This is a genomic window from Mogibacterium diversum, assembly GCF_938028775.1.
Lineage (GTDB): Bacteria > Bacillota > Clostridia > Peptostreptococcales > Anaerovoracaceae > Mogibacterium > Mogibacterium diversum_A.
Genome location: NZ_CALIZG010000024.1, coordinates 24,548 through 41,971, shown reverse-complemented (window position 1 = coordinate 41,971; position 17,424 = coordinate 24,548). Strand labels below are relative to the sequence as shown.

The 17,424-nt window shown below is 39.3% G+C and carries 12 protein-coding genes; 11 read left to right on the top strand and 1 reads right to left on the bottom strand.

Features of this window, described 5'->3' with window-relative positions; translation table 11 throughout:
* The first annotated feature begins 12 nt into the window (after window positions 1–12).
* From rlmN to Q7O90_RS07140, 11 genes are all read left to right on the top strand, one after another.
* The gene (gene rlmN, locus Q7O90_RS07190; protein ID WP_304128956.1) at window positions 13–1,056 is read left to right on the top strand and encodes a 23S rRNA (adenine(2503)-C(2))-methyltransferase RlmN; all 1,044 of its coding nucleotides are present in this window, start codon (window positions 13–15) and stop codon (window positions 1,054–1,056) included.
* A 228-nt stretch (window positions 1,057–1,284) separates the two neighbouring features.
* Window positions 1,285–2,319, top strand: coding sequence for a phosphate acyltransferase PlsX (gene plsX, locus Q7O90_RS07185; protein ID WP_304128953.1), 1,035 nt, complete (start codon window positions 1,285–1,287; stop codon window positions 2,317–2,319).
* Between the two features lie 56 nt (window positions 2,320–2,375).
* Window positions 2,376–3,059: a ribonuclease III gene (gene rnc, locus Q7O90_RS07180; protein WP_304128951.1), complete on the top strand. Its 684-nt coding sequence runs from the start codon at window positions 2,376–2,378 to the stop codon at window positions 3,057–3,059.
* A 1-nt stretch (window position 3,060) separates the two neighbouring features.
* Window positions 3,061–6,627 carry a chromosome segregation protein SMC gene (smc, locus tag Q7O90_RS07175; RefSeq protein ID WP_304128949.1) on the top strand — a complete coding sequence of 1,189 codons (3,567 nt, stop codon included), beginning with the start codon at window positions 3,061–3,063 and terminating at the stop codon, window positions 6,625–6,627.
* A 34-nt stretch (window positions 6,628–6,661) separates the two neighbouring features.
* A complete protein-coding gene (ftsY, locus tag Q7O90_RS07170) occupies window positions 6,662–7,558 on the top strand; it encodes a signal recognition particle-docking protein FtsY (RefSeq protein ID WP_273450688.1) in 897 nt (298 codons plus the stop codon).
* The gene (der, locus tag Q7O90_RS07165) at window positions 7,551–8,870 is read left to right on the top strand and encodes a ribosome biogenesis GTPase Der (RefSeq protein WP_304128946.1); all 1,320 of its coding nucleotides are present in this window, start codon (window positions 7,551–7,553) and stop codon (window positions 8,868–8,870) included. Before ftsY ends, der begins: the two co-directional genes overlap by 8 nt.
* Window positions 8,870–10,801, top strand: a complete 1,932-nt coding sequence (gene plsY, locus Q7O90_RS07160) for a glycerol-3-phosphate 1-O-acyltransferase PlsY (RefSeq protein ID WP_304128945.1) — start codon at window positions 8,870–8,872, stop codon at window positions 10,799–10,801. The genes der and plsY overlap by 1 nt, the downstream gene beginning before the upstream one ends.
* Window positions 10,802–10,804: 3 nt before the next feature.
* Complete coding sequence (gene miaB / locus Q7O90_RS07155) at window positions 10,805–12,118, top strand: tRNA (N6-isopentenyl adenosine(37)-C2)-methylthiotransferase MiaB (protein ID WP_304128943.1); 1,314 nt, start codon at window positions 10,805–10,807, stop codon at window positions 12,116–12,118.
* 14 nt (window positions 12,119–12,132) lie between these two features.
* A complete protein-coding gene (locus Q7O90_RS07150) occupies window positions 12,133–12,870 on the top strand; it encodes a site-2 protease family protein (protein ID WP_304128942.1) in 738 nt (245 codons plus the stop codon).
* A 167-nt stretch (window positions 12,871–13,037) separates the two neighbouring features.
* Window positions 13,038–15,563 carry an ATP-dependent chaperone ClpB gene (clpB, locus tag Q7O90_RS07145; RefSeq protein ID WP_304128940.1) on the top strand — a complete coding sequence of 842 codons (2,526 nt, stop codon included), beginning with the start codon at window positions 13,038–13,040 and terminating at the stop codon, window positions 15,561–15,563.
* Window positions 15,564–15,736: 173 nt separating this feature from the next.
* Window positions 15,737–16,660: a serine aminopeptidase domain-containing protein gene (locus tag Q7O90_RS07140; protein ID WP_273450682.1), complete on the top strand. Its 924-nt coding sequence runs from the start codon at window positions 15,737–15,739 to the stop codon at window positions 16,658–16,660.
* A gap of 62 nt (window positions 16,661–16,722) precedes the next feature.
* On the opposite strand, the gene Q7O90_RS07135 is transcribed toward Q7O90_RS07140, so the two are convergent.
* Window positions 16,723–17,376: a GntR family transcriptional regulator gene (locus Q7O90_RS07135; protein WP_304128936.1), complete on the bottom strand. Its 654-nt coding sequence runs from the start codon at window positions 17,374–17,376 to the stop codon at window positions 16,723–16,725.
* Window positions 17,377–17,424: the final 48 nt, after the last annotated feature.

Genomic DNA, 17,424 nt, shown 5'->3' with positions numbered 1-17,424 from the left:
GATTTAAATATTATGAGTGAAGAGAATTACAACAAAACTTCTAAGCTCAATATCGTAGATTACGATCCCGACGAATTAGCCGGGGTCGTTTCTTCATGCGGAGATAAGCGATTTAGAGCAAAGCAGATATTTGGCTGGCTGTCCAAGGGAGTAGAGTCTTTCGATGAAATGACTAACATCCCAGAAAAGCTTAGGACAGCTTTATATGAGAGATATTACATTGGACTCCCCGAGGCAATTTTAGTTCAGGAGTCAAAGCAGGATGGGACGAGAAAGTGTTTATTTGAATTCCGTGACGGAGCGCGCGTCGAATCCGTCTTCATGAAGTATAATTATGGAAATTCTATATGCATTAGCTCTCAGGTTGGATGCCGTATGGGATGTACGTTCTGTGCTTCGACGCGTAATGGTCTTGAAAGATCCCTTACTGGCGGTGAGATGTTAGCGCAGGTTCTTAAAATGCGCAATATCACCGGAGAGGATATTGGACATGTTGTGATTATGGGAATTGGCGAACCTTTTGATAACTATGACAACATATCAAAGTTCATAAGGCTTATTAACAGCAAGCAAGGATATAATCTCGGCATGAGAAACATTACTGTGTCTACATGTGGTCTGATACCATTTATTAAACAATTCGGTGAAGATTTTCCGCAAGTGAATCTTGCTGTTTCTCTTCACGCTCCTAATGATGAGATTCGCTGCCGTACGATGCCTGTAGCGAGGAGCTTCGAGTATTCAGAGCTCATGAAAGCATGTAGGAATTACACTGAGTCTACAAAGAGACGAATTACGTTCGAATATGCACTGATTGACGGTGTAAACGATGAGCCGGAGCATGCCCGTGAACTTGCGAGTCATTTGAAAGGCTGGCTTACACACGTGAATTTAATTCCTCTGAACGAAGTTTCGGGGACCGGATACAAGACATCACATAAGACTAACGTTAGAAATTTTGCTTCACTATTAGAAGAGCAAGGAGTGGCAGTATCCGTCAGACGAACTCTTGGTACAGATATTGATGCTGCTTGTGGACAGTTAAGATTAAGATAATGACAATAGCAACTAAAAAGAGCTGCTCTATTATAGAGCAGCTCTTTTTAGTTGTGAAAATTCTTAGATGGCTTTAAATATCGCATGTTTTAGCGTTTTATGGTATAATAATGTGCTAATTTAAAGCTTGTTTTAAAAGTGTATTACATAATACTGATATAAGCTTTCGTAATAGGCTATGAAATATGCGAAGACTAGCCTGCGTAGTTTACGAATCATGGAGGGACTATGAGAATACTAATTGATGGTATGGGCGGTGATCACGCTCCTCAGGAAATAGTAAAGGGTGCGATTCAGGCGGCAAGAGAGATTGACGATACAGTTATAATCATTGGCGCTGAAGATTTAATAAAAGCGGAACTCAATCTTCAGAAATGGGATGGAAGTAACATAGATATTGTGAATGCGACAGAGGTTATTACAAATAACGAATCCCCAGCAATGGCGGTTCGCAAGAAAAAGGATTCGACCATTAATCGTGGAATGAAGATGGTCAAGGAAGGTGAAGCAGATGTCTTCATATCTGGAGGAAGTACAGGCGCACTTCTAGCAGCTGGACTCCTTGGACTTGGACGAATCAAGGGAATAAAGAGACCTGCCATTGCAGCGTTTTTTCCACAGATAGGAAAAGACGATACCACCCTCCTATTGGACTGTGGTGCTAACGTAGATTGCAGGCCTGAGTTTCTGTATCAATTCGGTGTGATGGGAAGCATTTTCGTACAGAACGTCAAAGGAAAGGAAAGCCCTGATGTTAGACTTCTCAATGTCGGTGCTGAGTCCGAGAAGGGCGATGAACTCCATAAGGAAGCATACGAACAGTTAGCTAATAGCTCGATTAATTTCCAGGGTAACATAGAAGGTCGAGAAGTAGTATCTGGTGTGTGCGATGTTGTAGTAGCTGATGGATTTTCAGGAAATATATTCCTTAAGAGTTCAGAAGGTCTTGCTTTATCAATTATGGGTAGACTCAAGGAAGTCCTGATGGGAGGAACTATCTCCAAGATAGCAGCGTTACTACTAGCAAAGCAGCTAAAGGGCATGAAGAAGGATTTCGATTATTCCGAAGAGGGCGGAGCTCCTATCTTAGGTCTAAAAGGCCCTGTTCTCAAAATTCATGGTAGCTCAAAAGCCTATGCTGTATATAACGCTATCCTCAAAGCTAGAGATTATGTAGAGTCAGATGTAACAGGTCAGATTGAGAAGGCAATTTCTGAAAGCGATGAGATCAGCAGCGGTGAGGCAGTTAAAACAGAGGTTTAATATATAGCTTTTGATAGATAAGATGTTAATGCTTCTAATTTATGGATGTTAGGTTTATGGACAGCTTAGAGAAGAAACTAGGATATAAATTTAATAATAGAAAGCTACTTGAGATAGCTCTCACACATAGTTCTTACGCATCCGAACATGGCAAAAGCTATGAGTTTAACAACGAGAGACTCGAGTTCCTTGGCGATGCTTTCCTCGATGCTATTGTCGGAAAAAAAGTCTTCGTTATCATGCAGGAGGCCAATGAAGGCGTTCTGTCAAAGACGAGGGCCGATGTAGTTTGTGAAAAATCTCTTGCTGATGTAGCTAAATCTCTAAATCTAGGAGATTATCTCAGACTAGGTAAAGGAGAGGAAAATGGCGGTGGAAGACACAAGCCTTCAATTGTCGGCGATGCTGTAGAGGCTTTGATTGGTGCTATGATAATCGACGGCGGATATGAGAGAGCTGAGAGAATAGTTCTAGATTTATTCTCGGATAAGATTAGACTAGCGATCAAAGGAGAGCTGCATAAAGATTATAAAACTAAGCTACAGGAAAAGTTACAAGATCACATAAAAGGAGTTTTCATAGAATATAAGCTAGTGCGTGAGGAGGGTCCTGACCACAGAAAAGAATTCGTAACAGCCGTTTTGGCTAATGGTGAAGAACTTGGGCGTGGTATAGGAAAAAGTAAAAAGGAATCAGAGCAGGCGGCAGCATCAAATGCGCTTACGAAGGGAGATATATAGCTTGTATTTTAAACGAATAGAGCTTCAGGGATTTAAATCGTTTGCAGATCCCGTGACCATAGACTTAAATGATGGAATAACATGCATTGTAGGACCTAACGGAAGTGGTAAGAGCAATATCAGTGATGCACTACGTTGGGTGCTTGGTGAGCAGAGCCCGAAATCACTTCGCGGCGGTAAGATGGATGATGTTATATTTGCCGGAACTGCGACCAGAAAGCCTAAGGGGATGGCCGAAGTTTCTCTTGTTATAGACAATTCACTGGGCATCTTGCCTCTTGAGTATAACGAAGTGCAGGTTACTCGTCGCATGTATAGATCTGGTGAGAGTGAATATCTTATAAATGGCAACCAGTGTAGGCTGAGAGATATTAAAGAGCTGTTTATGGACACTGGAATAGGTGTTGACGGATATTCGATTATTGGACAAGGTAAGATTCAGGAAATTGTCAGCACTAAACCTGAGAATCGCAGAGAGATATTTGAGGAAGCTGCAGGGGTAGTTCTGTATAAGAGCAGAAAAGCAGAGGCTGAGCGGAAACTCGCTGCCGCATCTGATAATCTCGAGCGTGTTAAGGATATTATTGCAGAAATTGATGGCCGCATAGGAACGCTAAAGGATGAGTCTGAAAAGGCAAGTGAATATATCGTCCTCCGTGACAGATACAAATACGTAGGTGTTAATATCATCATTCACAATATCGATGGTTTAATCCGCACTGTTGAAAATTCTCGCAATGAGCTTATCGAGATGGAAGAAAAGCTTAGAGCTATTGATGAGAGATCTGGAGACATTGAACTTAAGATTGAGGAAATAAGAGATAAGTCATCGCTTCTTGATCAGGCATACGAGGAAGCAAATGCTGAGCTTATAGATAAGATTGAAGAGCTCAATACTATTACGAGCCGCGGACAGGTCAATGAAGAAAAGATTCAAGGCATTGAACGTGAACTAACAAGACTCGAATCTGTCATCGAAGAGACGAAGAATAAACTTGAGGCAGAAAATAATAATTTTGCAGAACTAGAAGCAAATGAAAAATCATATAGAGCGGAGAAGGAGCAGGCTCTAGCTGCTCTTCAGAAAGCTGAAGCTGACTTCAATGAGAGTAAGAAAAAGCTGGAAGCTATTAATTCAGAGATTGAAAATAGTAAAGATGATATTATCAGTCTTAGCAACAAGAATATTACTAGAAAGGCAGATATATCAACTCTAGAGAATTATGTAACAACGCTCAATGACAGAAAAGAAAAACTGAGCGAAGAGTATAGTGGCAAAGACGAGACTGATGCAGAGAATGCTCGCCAGCTTAAACAGCTAGAAGAACAGTATAGAGAAGTAGAGAATAAGCAGAATGTTGCAGCAAGTCAGCTTAATGAGATTATTGCAAACATTAGATCGCTAGAAGATCAGACTAGCAATAATGCAAAACAGATAGAAGACCTCAGCAATAAATACAATAGAACTCTTGCTCGTAAAAATACCATCGAAGAGATGGAGAGCAACTATGAGGGATATAACAATGCTGTTAGATTGCTGATGAAGCAGCATACTGGGGGTATTATCGGTACAGTTTCAGATTTAATCAAAGTTCCAACTGGGTATGAGGTTGCAACCGAAACTGCTCTTGGGGCGGCAATGCAAAACATCATATGTGACGATGATGCTTCGGCAAAATCTGCAGTGAGATGGTTAAAGGATAATAAGGCTGGGAGAGCAACATTCCTACCGCTCTCATCTATTCGATATAACAAACAGTATCCAGAGCGCGAGATTGAGAATGCTCCTGGATATCTTGGAGTTGCATCTGAGATTGTTAAAGCGGAAGATAAATACCACAGTATTCTCGAGTATTTGCTAGGACGCGTTATATTTACTAGCAATATGGATGATGCAGTTAGAATATCTAAGATGACTAGCAAGGGCTACAGGATTGTTACTACAGACGGTGAAGTTATCAACTCTAGTGGTGCAATTACAGGTGGAAAATTTAAAAATAAGTCTGCAAATATACTTGAACGCAAAAATGAAATAAAGGAATTGAGTGAGGCTGCTCTAAATTATAGAGAACAGATAACTGCACTTCGAGAAGAAATTACAGCTGCTAATGTTAAAATTGCAGAGCTCAAAGAATCTAGAGGAAAGGCATATGATGAGCTCAAGCAGATAGAAGTTGACAAAGGTGTAATCGCAAGTGAACTCGAGAGAATTAAAAAGCTGACAGATGATGCCGGTGCACACAAAGACCTTTATGCAAGTGAACTCGATACTCTTAATGGAGATATAGAGAGAGCCACTGATATGGTTACGAAGCATAGAGCTGAAATAGCAGATGCTGAATCAGAAATCACTAGACTCAATAATCATATTGATGAGCTCATGGGAGGGGCTGAGAAGTACGACGATCGCGTTAATAAGCTTCGTGAGATAACACTAGAAAATAAACTTCAGTTAAGTGAGCAAGATGCGAGAATTCTCGGTCTAAACGAATTGATCGAACGAGTTAGAGACACCATTACAGACCTTGAAAATGAGCTGGAGGAGGCTGCAGAAGCATATGAAGAGCTTAAGGAAAAGCATCATATGCTTACCAGTAGCGATGCCGAATCAAGTGAGAAAATTTTACAGCTTACTGAATTTAAGCAAAACCTCGAAGAGCGAATCAAGGGACTCGGCGAATCTATCGACGATAATAAGGCAGCTTACGAAGAGGCTATCAGAGAGCAAAAAAAGCTTGCGCATGAGCTAAACGAGCTGCAAGATGCAAAGTACAAGCTTGAGGTTAAGAGCGCCAAGAGCGAAACACTGCTCGATACGCAGAAGGATAAGCTATGGGATGAATTCGAAGTTTCATTCGCAGAGGCACAGGATATCAGAGACGATGATTTTGGTATCACTGCTGGTAATAAAGAAGCCAAGGAGATCAAGCTTCGTATGGCAGAACTAGGCGATGTAAATATATCCTCTATTGAGGAGTATAAGTCGGTAAGCAAGAGATATGAGTTTATGACATCACAGGAAAATGATATATCTACAGCGATGAAAGAGCTCAGGTCTATTATTACCAATATGGAGCGCAATATAAGAGATAAATTCAAAGAGAATTTCGACAAGGTAGTAATTAACTTTGAGCACAGCTTTAGAGAATTATTCGGAGGTGGTCACGCTGAACTTAGACTTGAAGATGAAAGCGATCCTCTTTCATCGGGAATTGAGATTATCGCGCAGCCACCGGGAAAGAAGCTCAAGAACATTAATTTGATGTCAGGTGGAGAGAAGACTCTGACAGCGATTGCGCTGATGTTTGCCGTAATTAAGGCTAAACCAACGCCTTTCTGTATTCTCGATGAGGTAGAGGCAGCGCTTGATGAGGCGAATATCGAGAGATTCTCAAGTTATCTTAAACGCTTTGAAGACGTTCAGTTTGCACTCATAACTCACCACAAAGCAACTATGGAGCATGCAGATGTGCTCTACGGGGTAACAATGCCAGAGCAGGGGATCTCCAGAGTGCTTTCACTTAAGTTTGAAGACGGATTTGATCCAAGCGAGTATTCGAACGAATAGATAACTTGTACAGCTTTAGCTGGAAAGGATAAAGATGGGACTTTTTAAAGATAAAAGCACATTTCGAAAATTTACGGAAAAGGTTACCAATGTAATCGTCGGTAACCCGAATATCGATGAGGAATTTTATGAGGAACTCGAGGAGTCACTTGTAATATCCGATATCGGCATTGAAACGACAGATAAAATAATGGATATGCTAAGGAAGCGTATTAACGCAAAGTATCTTACCAAGCCGGAAGATATCAAGCGAGCACTTGCAGATGTTATAGCCGAAATCGTTGATAAAGGTGATAGAAATAAACTTTCAAGTGATTATCCACTCGTTATTCTGATGATAGGTATTAATGGTGGGGGTAAGACTACATCTATTGGTAAGCTGGCAAATATGTTTAAAGAACGCGGTCACAGTGTTCTGCTTGCAGCTGCGGACACATTTCGTGCAGCGGCCGCAGATCAGCTTGTAGAGTGGGGAAACCGAGCAGGAGTTCGAGTTATTAGACATGAAGAAGGGACTGACCCAGCCGCAGTAATATATGATGCTGTACAGTCTGCAAGGGCAAATAATATAGATGTCCTAATATGCGATACCGCAGGCAGGCTCCAGAATAAGACCAACCTTATGAAGGAACTCGAGAAGATGGATAAAATCATCAGCCGTGAGTATCCAGAGGCCTCGAGGGAGACGCTGATAGTGCTTGATTCGACCACTGGTAAGAACGCAATCAGCCAAGCTAAAGAATTTTCAGAGATTGCTGATATCACGGGCATAGTTCTTACAAAGCTTGATGGAACTGCCAGAGGAGGAATTTCTATTACTGTAACTGATGAGTACGATCTTCCAATCAAGTTCATAGGAGTAGGTGAGGGAATTCACGACCTAAAGGAATTTGACCCAAAGGAATTTGCAGGAGGTATTTTCGATGAGTAAACCTATACTCGCAGTTGTAGGTAGACCTAACGTAGGAAAATCTACATTCTTTAATAGAATAATTGGAGAAAGAAAAGCCATCGTTCAGGATACCCCGGGAGTTACACGCGACAGAATATACGCAGAGACTGAATGGAACGGCAGGGAGTTCGCTATTGTCGATACAGGTGGTATAGAGGCCAATACGAGCGATGTAATCCTCTCTCAGATGAGAGAGCAGGCTGTGACTGCGATGGAACTTGCCGATGTTATTGTATTTATGGTTGACGGTAAGGAAGGTTTGACTTCGGCAGACCATGACGTTGCTGATATCTTAAGGCGAACAGGCAAGGAAATAATTCTGGTAGTCAATAAGGTCGATAATCCAACTAAGTATGGTGATAATATTTATGATTTCTATGAACTCGGATTAGGGGAGCCTATTGCGATTAGCTCTGTCAATATGCTCAACATCGGAGACTTGCTAGATGCAATAGTTGCAGGCTTTCCAGATGAAATATATGGGTATGAAGAATCGACTAAAATTGCTATCATTGGAAAGCCAAACGTTGGAAAATCTTCTCTCGTAAATGCACTCACTAACGAGAAGCGTGTAATCGTCTCACCTATTGCCGGGACTACTCGTGACTCTATAGATACGCCATTTACATACAAAGATAGAGAATATACGCTTGTTGACACTGCCGGGCTCAGACGCAAGAGTAAAGTAAATGACTCCATTGAACACTTCAGTGTTATCAGAGCCGTTACAGCTGTTGAAAGATGTGATATATGCATCATGATGATAGATGCTATGGAAGGGCTTACTGAACAGGACAAGAAAATTCTTGGCATTGCTCATGAAGCCGGTAAGGGTCTGATGATAGTGGTTAACAAGTGGGATCTTGTTGCAAAAGAGACAAATACTATGCGAGACTACGAACGAACACTCAGAGCAGATCTGCAGTTCGTATCCTATGCACCTATAATATTTACATCTGTACTAGAGAAAAAAAGAATATTTGATATTATAGACAAGGCTTCCAAGATTGAGGAAATCAGGTCTAGGAGAATAACGACAGGAAAGCTAAACAGCATTATTGAAGACGCTGTAATGATGAGACAGCCACCTTCAGATAAAGGTAAACGTCTCAAGATTTATTATGCTAGTCAGATAGGTTCAAGACCACCGCTATTTTCATTCAATATAAATTCACGAGAGCTGATGCACTTCTCTTATTCGAGATACCTCGAGAACAAGCTCCGTGAAGCGTATGATTTTGAAGGAACACCTATCAAATTCTTATTTAATGAGAAAAAGGGAGATCAGTAATGAAATATTTACCGCTTGTAATCATGGTAACTTTGGCATATCTTATCGGTAATATATCCCCAGCAACATTAATAGGCCGATTCTACGGAATAGACATCAAAAAAGCTGGAAGTGGAAATGCTGGAACAACTAATGTACTAAGGGTTCTGGGGACTAAAGCAGCAATATGCACATTGCTGATAGATGTGTTTAAGGGATTTATAGCAGTTTATATTGCACAGGGCAGATTTAATAATCTTGGGGCAATGCTTGCATTTGCTGCAGTGGTTATCGGACATATCTATCCAGCTTTATTTAAATTCAAGGGAGGCAAAGGAGTTGCAACTTTTCTAGGAGCAGCTATGGCTTTAAATTGGCCTAGTATGTTTGCAGCAGCATTAATAGCTGTTGTTGTAGCAGCATCATCAAAAAAGATGTCACTTGGATCAATAACTGCAGCGATGATATATCCGTTTCTGATGCTTTATTACTATCCAAAAGCGTTACCGATTGCAATCATAATGACATTTATAATCTTATTCACTCATCGTGGGAATATTAAGAGGCTGATGAAAGGTGAAGAGAAGGAATTAAGCATCGGTTCAAAAATTAAAGAGAAACTAAGAGAGCAGCTAGATGAATCAGAGAATATTAATAAAACAGATACTGCTAATATCTCTGATATATCTGGAAAATCTGCTATTAACAAAAAGAATTATGAATCATCTGATTCTGAAAATACCCTTAAACATGAAGATGCTGATGAACAAACTAATGTGAAAATCGATAGGGTTGCAGATGACCAGACGAGCGATGAAAAAGATAATATGATGATCATTGGTTCAGATAATGAACTTGTGAGTGAAGCAACCGCTATAGAGCATACTAAAATTAATATTTCTGATAAACCGATTGATTATTATAAGGATGTTGATATTCCTCACTTAAAAAAAGAAGACAAGAGGGTAGTATCAGTAATTGGAAATGGAAGTTTTGGTACTGCTATTGCTAATGTAATAGCACATAACGGACACCGTGTAACGATATATGGTCGTAATAAAGAAGATATAAATAATACGCGTGAAAGCAGGGTAAATGAAAAGTATTTACCAGGGGCTTTGCTTTATGACAAGATTAGGTTTACTTCTAATATTAGAACTGCTGTCGGTAAGCGAGATATAATTATATTTGCTATTCCGTCTCAGCAATTCGGTGCTTTTCTTGAGAAGAATGCAAAGTATATAGATAAAAATGCAATTGTAGTTAACTTAGCTAAAGGAATAGAGAACAAGTCTCTTAAGACTATGTCCCAAATTGCTAAGAAATATATTAAAAATAAATATGTTGCTGTTTCTGGGCCTTCGCATGCGGAGGAGATTGTTCGTAATTACCCGACCACTGTTGTAGCAGCATCGGAAGATGAGAAGGCTGCTAAAGAGATTCAGAATATAATGATGAGTAAAACCTTTAGGGTATATACCACTAACGATATAATCGGGGTTGAACTTGGCGGGGCCCTTAAAAATGTAATCGCTTTGGGCACTGGGATCACAGATGGCATGAATTTTGGTGATAATTCCAAAGCTGCACTCATGACTAGAGGAATTCACGAGATATCAAGACTTGGTGAAACTATGGGCGCAGATAGTGAGACTTTCTCCGGCCTTTCGGGAATTGGAGATCTAATGGTAACATGTTCTTCTGATTTATCAAGAAATAGAAGATGTGGTCTTTTAATTGGTGGCGGTATGACACCAGAAGAAGCAGTTGCAGAAATTAAAACCACTGTAGAAGGAATTTATACAGTAGAAGCTGCAAGTAAATTGGCTAAAAAGCTCAAGGTTGACATGCCTATTACGAATGCTATAAAAGCAGTAATCGATGGCAAACTAAATCCACGAGATGCTGTCGAGATGCTTATGAATAGAGATAGGAAGCAAGAGAACAAATAATAGATGAAGAGATATCACATTATAACATTCGGATGTCAAATGAATGAACATGATTCCGAGAATATCGCGGGAATGCTCGAAAGTATGGGATATGTTCTAGCAGATGACCCTTTTAAAGCAGAAGTTGTCGTACTTAATACGTGCAGTGTTCGTGAACATGCTGATAAGAGATTCTACGGAATGCTGGGGCAGTTTAAAAAAAGGCGTGATGAGAATAAGGATACGAGAATTGTGTGTGTCTGCGGATGTATGCCGCAGCAGCCACGCGTTCAAGATGAGATAAAAAAGAGCTTTTCATGGGTAGATGTAGTATTCGGTACACAGACTATTGGTGATTTTCCTAGACTTCTCAATGATAGAATATCAACAGGTAAAAAGCAGTTTTCTATTACCGCAAATAATTCTATCGTACCAGACGAAAAGGAATCAAAGAGGCTTCATAAGCACAAGGCTCTTGTCAATATAACATATGGATGCAACAATTTCTGTACTTACTGCATAGTCCCTTATACACGCGGTAGAGAGAAGAGTCGCTCTCTTGAGGATGTAGTATGCGAGGTAGAAAAGCTCGTTGCCGATGGAGCAATTGAAGTTATGCTTCTCGGTCAAAATGTTAATTCATTTATTGATGACAAAGGGAATACTTTCCCAACACTCGTAAGAGCAATTAATGACATAGAAGGACTTGAGCGAATTAGGTTTATGACTTCTAATCCTAAAGATTTATCAGACGAGCTTATAGGCTGTTATAGAACATGCGAAAAACTATGTAAACATATACATCTGCCCGTACAATCAGGTAGTAGCTCAGTACTGAAACGCATGAATAGGCGATACGACAGAGAGAAGTATATCGACATCATAAATAAGCTTAAGTTAGCATGTCCAGATATCGCTATTACTACGGACATAATTGTAGGTTTCCCAGGTGAGACAGAGGCGGAGTTTGAGGATACATTATCATTAGTAGAATACGTGAAATACGATTCTGCTTTTACTTTTATCTATTCACCACGAGAAGGGACACCAGCAGCTGGGTTTTCAGACCAGATAACATACGATATTAAGCACGAGAGATTTGAACGACTAAATGAAGTTGTAAATAAGTACTCGCTGGAGAAGAATGAACAACTTTCAGACAAAACTGTCAAGGTGCTTATTGACGGCTCCAGTCGAAAGGATGATAAATCATATTCTGGAAGGACAGATGGATTTAAACTCGTAAATGTCTCTTCAGGGAGGGATATTACTGGTCATCTTGTAGATGTTAGAATTACTGAATGTAAAACATTCAGCATCGATGGAGTACTTGCATAAAATAGGATAATGATATGAGAGATAATTTGAAAAATTTACTTCGCTCTGGACCAGGAATTATATTAATTTTACTATTGGTTACGAATTTCCTGGATGGAGGACTTAGCGATCCCAAAACATACTTCTTTGACATGTTACTAACCTTGCCGGGTATAATAGTAGGACTATCCTTTCATGAATTTGCACATGCGTTTGCATCTAATGCATTTGGTGATCCGACACCAAGGATGCAGGGAAGATTGACTGTTAATCCTGTAAAACATATTGACCCATTTGGGTTTGCAGCACTTATATTCTGTGGATTTGGATGGGGTATACCTGTTCAGATTGATAATCGCTATTATAAGCATCCTAGGCTAAATGAGTTCATAGTCTCTATCGCAGGTGTATCTATGAATTTTATTATCGCAATAGTTTTTGCTTATATAACTAGGTTTTCTATTAACATGTGGGGCAGAGAGGCCATACTAGAAGATTCATTTCAAGGAATCGTAACAAAAATATTTTTATATGTAGTAATGGTCAATATAACACTGATGGTATTTAACCTGATTCCAGTGCCTCCGCTTGATGGATTTGGATTAGTTACAGAACTATTTAATCTACGCAAAACAAGTTGGTACTCTGCTGTGTACCAGTATGGAGGTATTATCTTACTGTTAATGTTACTCTTTGGTCTTGTAAGCAAGATACTTCATCCATTAACTAGTGGTATATATTCGGCTATACTTAACGGTATTATCTTGTCCTAATCATTGGTATATAAGAATAAAGCTGCGTAAGATAAAAAATAATCTTAAATCCACATCTTCACACAATCATCACGTTAATTATTAGCACTCGTCACAGACGAGTGCTAAATTACTTATGTAAGCAAAATGTAATGCTTAAAAAAAGTAATTATTTAAGGAGGAAGGCAATGAATATTGAAAAATATACACAGAAAATGCAAGGTGCCATTCTCGATTCGCAAAGTATAGCTAATTCGTATGGACACCAGCAATTAGAAATCGCACATGTTCATTTTGCAATAATAAGTGATAGTGATGGGCTTATTCCGAAGCTTTTGGAGGCAATGAATGTTGATGTTAAGTCGCTAAAAGATGATTTGAAGTCAGACCTTGAAAAGCTGCCTAAAGTAAGCGGTAGTTCTGCACAATTATATATGAGTTCTGAGCTTAATAATGTACTTACAAAAGCCGAAAAAATCGCAAGTGACTTCAAGGATGAATACGTAAGTGTAGAACATCTATATCTTGCAATTCTTGATTCTAACAACCAGGAAGTAAGCAGATTGATGACCAAGTATGGTATTAATAAAGACGAATTCATGAAGGCTCTGACTATGGTTAGAGGAAATCAAAGAGTGACAAGTCAGAATCCAGAGGACACGTATGATGCTCTAAATAAATATGGAACAGATTTAGTTGATGCTGCAAGAAAGGGTAAGCTTGACCCAGTTATAGGCAGGGATCTCGAGATTAGAAGGGCAATCGAAATTCTGTCGAGAAGGACGAAAAACAATCCGGTACTTATTGGACAACCTGGAGTTGGAAAGACTGCTGTTGTAGAGGGACTTGCTCAGCGTATTGTAAATGGCGATGTTCCAGATGGACTTAAAGGAAAGACCATTTTCTCTCTTGATATGGGTTCGCTTATTGCCGGTGCCAAGTATAGAGGTGAGTTTGAAGAGCGTCTTAAGGCGGTTTTAAATGAAATTGATAAATCAGACGGCAATATCATACTCTTTATAGATGAGATTCATACTATTGTCGGTGCTGGAAAGACTGAAGGGTCGATGGATGCAGGAAATCTTCTAAAGCCAAAGCTTGCTAGAGGTGAACTTCACTGCATAGGGGCAACGACGCTTGATGAGTACAGAAAGTACATAGAGACAGATGCAGCACTTGAAAGACGATTCCAAAAGGTGATGGTAGATGAACCATCTGTTGAGGATACTATATCTATTTTAAGAGGTCTTAAAGAAAAGTTTGAGATTCATCATGGTGTTAGAATCACTGATAATGCTTTAATCGCATGTGCAACATTATCTAACAGATATATTAGCGACAGATATTTGCCTGACAAAGCTATAGATTTGATGGACGAGGCAGCTGCTAGGATTAGAACCGAAATTGATAGTATGCCTTCAGATCTTGATCAAATCTCTCGTAAAATCATGCAGCTTAAAATTGAAAAACAGGCACTTTCCAAAGAAGATGATAAGGCTAGCAAGAGTAGGCTTGATGCGATTAGCGAGGAACTAGCAAATCTTAAGACTGAAAATGACGAACTCATGGCTAAATGGTCAAATGAGAAAAATATGATTCAAGAGCTTAAGAATAAAAAGCTCAAGCTAGATGAGCTCCGCCATGAGATTGAGAGTGCAGAGCGTGAGTATGATCTAGAGAAACTAGCTAAGCTGAAGTATGGGGAGCTACCATCTCTTGAAAAAGAAATTGAAGATTTAAAGAATAAGACAGAACAAGCTAATGAAAGCCGAATGCTTCGCGAAGAGGTTGGAGAAGAAGAAATTCAAGCAGTAATCTCTGAGTGGACAGGTATTCCGGTAAGTAAGCTAGCTGAATCTGAGCGTGAAAAATTGCTCCACCTGGAGGATATTCTTCATAAGAGGGTAATCGGTCAGGATGAGGGTGTAAAAGCCGTTTCAGAGGCAATTTTAAGGGCTCGCGCAGGGCTTAAGAATGAGAATCGTCCAGTTGGGTCATTTATATTCTTGGGACCTACTGGAGTAGGTAAGACTGAGCTCGCAAAAGCGCTTACAGAGACACTATTTGACACTGAAAAGAATTTAATTAGAATCGATATGTCGGAGTACATGGAAAAGCACACGGTCTCAAGACTAGTCGGATCTCCTCCAGGATATGTTGGATATGATGAAGGTGGACAATTAACTGAGGCTGTAAGAAGAAAACCTTATAGTGTCATATTGTTTGACGAAATTGAGAAAGCTCATCCAGATGTATTTAATATACTCCTTCAGTTGCTGGATGATGGAAGACTTACAGACAACCAGGGACGTACGGTAGATTTTAAGAACACCATCATTATCATGACGTCTAATCTACCTGAATCACAGCTTAAGACATTCTTTAGACCAGAGTTTCTCAATAGAATAGATGATATAGTCGTGTTTAAGTCACTCACAATTGAGCAAATAGAAAAGATCGTTGATTTAATTATTGAGTCGCTCATAAAGAGGCTTGAAGAACGCGGTATAGGTCTTAAACTTTCCGAAGATGCAAGGCGCTTTATAGCTAAAGAGTCATATGACGAAGAATTTGGTGCAAGACCTGTAAAAAGGTATGTACAGAAGAATATCGAGAATCAAATTGCGGAGATGATTATTTCAAACGAAGTAATTGATGGTCAGACTATAGAAATCACAGTATCTGATGATAGCCTTAAGTTCGATGTTCGTTAAGTTTATGCGTACAATAGTTAATACTAACTGATAGATAGAGATAGGTGTTTTATTTGCACCTATCTCTTGTGTTATACTCTATTATAGGGTGTAAATTATCATCATAATTATTAAATTCTAATATTAAATTTATTGTGATAAATTAACACAAGCATAATATTGTGAGGTGACACATGGCAGAATATAGGGATATATATAGACGTGCAGCAAACGGTGAAGGACAGGTTGTTTCGTTTAAATACACATGCGTAAACCCACGTGCTATAGTTCAGATAGTGCACGACATAAGTGAACATAGCATGCGTTACCATGAACTAGCCGTGGCGCTTAATGACTCTGGATTTTACGTATGTGGTAATGATCTTATAGGTCACGGGATGAGCAAACAAGGGCACCAAGGTTGCTTTGGGATGAAGAAAAATTCCTACGAGGGATTGCTCGGCGATATAGATTCACTTTTTAACGAGGTTTCAGCTGAAGTTTGCGGCACAGTTCCTAGAATCATAATTGGTGCTGGATTTGGAGCAATGCTTAGTGAGCTATATACGATTAAGTATGGGAATATATCAATGATAATCTCTATGGAAAATCTTGAGATTCCTGCGGCTCTAAGCTTTATTAAATTAAATGCCAATAATCACATTAAGAGGAAGGGCTTTAACTCCGTATCTGAGAGTGTTCATAATACGATGTACCAGATGGGAAAGCCGGCAGGCTCACCCCCTTACAATGAATTTTTCTGGATAAGCAGCGATAAAGAAGAGTTAAAGAAATATGTGGACGATGAAGACTGTGGATTTATGCTTACTGCGTCTGCCTATAGAGAGATGATAAGTGTAATTGAGCAATTGAGAGGAAAGGACGGTATAGTTAGACTACCAGATATTCCTATCTATATACTTGCTGGTTCGGAAGACCAAAGAGGAAACTGCGGGAATTCGGTCATGAGAATAGCGAATATGCTTAGCGCAAAAGGTCATAATGAAGTTTCGTACAAACTATATAAGGATTGTTATCATGATATTCTTCATGATATTTGTAAGAAACAAGTTATAAAGGATATATTGGGGTGGATAGAGCACAAGTTAAACAAATAATCTAATTCATATAAAATGCGATAGTATTATTTAAAAATAATGCTATCGCATTGATATGTTATTTAGAAGAGATGAGACATTCTTCGAAGTTTGCTTTGTTTCATATGGTAGTCCATAGCGGTTTTACCAGCGGCTACATTTTTAGTTTCGAAGGCTTCAAAAATATTCTTGTGCTCCTGCAGTATCGTTCTCAGATAGTCATCGGAGAATGTCTTTGCAGGTGCTGAGTGCTTAAGGTATGTTTGATATGTCGATAAAGTAAGATAGAGCATTCTGTTTTTAGTACCTTTATAGATGATATTGTGGAATGCGGAATTAAAATATAAAACCTTATCTACATCATTTTTTAGAGTATAGAACTCCATAAATTCGATGTTCTCTCTAAGTGTGTTTACTTCATCATCATTCATTCGCTCAATCGCCCATTCGACTGCTTGTACTTCAAACGTTCTCCTAAGATCAAATAGGTCTGAAATATCACGGCTTGATAAACCGATTACGTATGCACCGCGATTAGGTATATTTTCAATTAGTCCGTCGGATTCTAATTGTCTAAAGGCCTCACGTACAGGAGTTCTACTAACGTTGTATTTCTTGCAAATTGCCTGCTCTGTAAGCTTTGAATTAGCTGGTATTTTTCCGCTGAGAATGTCTTTTTGGACCTTTACGAAAAGACTATTGGATAGAGGCTGATTGCTATCTAGTTCGGGGTTCATTACCATATGTAGCTCCTTTTATTGTAATTACACCCCTGTATGGGGTAT